The organism is bacterium (genome assembly GCA_024226335.1).
Classification (GTDB): domain Bacteria; phylum Myxococcota_A; class UBA9160; order SZUA-336; family SZUA-336; genus JAAELY01.
In genome coordinates, this window is sequence record JAAELY010000525.1 from 1 (window position 1) to 1426 (window position 1426).

The window sequence follows — 1426 nt, forward strand, 5'->3', positions numbered from 1 at the left end:
CTCCAAAGAGGAATTCATCGAGGCCGCCGACGTCGCCCTCTACCGGGCCAAGCGCGCCGGCCGCGACCGGGTCTGCGTCGCCGAGGCCGAGCCGGGCGCCGCGGAACCCCTGGTGGCGACGTCGCTCGACCTGGCAGTGTCGTAGTTACCCAGGGCTCACGTCCCGGGCCGGTGCTTCCCGTATCTCCGTCGGCACATACTCGTGGCGTGGTAGGAACTGCGCACCGGCGGCCTGGGGGCGCGGAGCAGGAACCGAGCTCGAAGCGTCGCAATGCGGATGCACAGTCAGTCGGGGCACTGGGATCGCGCCTCGATACGCCGGACGGCTTGATACGACCGGCTCTGGTTCCACGTTAGAATGAAGTCTCTCGACTCCTGGCAAGACCGGTCTCAAGGAGGCTCCCATGCTCACCCGGCTCAAAACCAGAGGCTTCAAGAACCTCATAGACATCGATGTGCACTTCGGCCCTTTCACATGCATCGCTGGGCCCAATGGTGTCGGCAAGTCAAACGTCTTCGACGCGGTACTGTTTCTGAGCGAATTGGCTGACAAGCCCTTCGTGGAAGCAGCGAGGAATACCAGAGGCGGAGATAGCCCGCGAGGACTCTTCTCCGCGCACGGCACTCAGGAGATGCTGCTCATCGCCGAGATGCTCATACCTGGCCAAGGAGAAGACGAGTTTGGGCAGCGCGCCGAGGCTAGCGCGACCTTTGTTCGCTATGAATTGCTGCTCAGCATTCAGCCGACTTCCGACAGTCGTCTTCGAGATCGAATCCAGCTCGAGCGAGAGTCTCTCTCCTACATCACGAAGCGTGAAGCGAAGAAGCGCCTTGTGTTCCCGCACACTGGCGATTGGCGAGATTCGGTCGTCCGTAAGTCCTATCGTACCAAGTCGTTCATCTCGACAGATACTGAGAAGGGAGTCGTGAATCTTCACGCCGATCGCATGCAGGACTCGGAGAAGACCCGCAGAGGAGGAGGAAAACCGGCCGGTTTCTTGGCGGCGACGCTGCCGCGTACAGTACTCTCTTCGGCCCAGAACGCTGACGAGACTCGAACTGCTGTCCTCGTCCGCAAAGAGATGCGGAGCGGGCGGTTACTCCAGCTAGAGCCCTCGGCGATGCGCGAGCCGGACAACTTCCAGAGTGAAGATCTGATGGCGGCCACCGGCGCCCACATCCCAGCCGCGCTCTATCGCCTTGCCACCACTCCTGACAATGCAGAACACGAGGGCCGGGTGCTCTCCTCGACGGCAAATCGGCTAGCCGAGTTGGTCGAAGGAGTCCGAAGCATCCGAGTCGATCGTGATGATAGCCGGAAGGTCCTGACGCTGATGATGAAGGATCGATACGGATTGGAGCTGCCGGCAAGCGCACTGTCAGACGGCACAATGCGCTTCATCGCGCTCACAGTGCTCCAGCAAGA

At 61.2% G+C, this 1426-nt stretch carries 1 protein-coding gene; it reads left to right on the top strand.

Going from position 1 to position 1426, the window contains the following annotated elements:
* Positions 1-404 precede the first annotated feature (404 nt).
* A partial coding sequence (locus GY725_25495; protein MCP4007549.1) for an AAA family ATPase occupies positions 405-1426 on the top strand: 1022 nt, incomplete at its 3' end.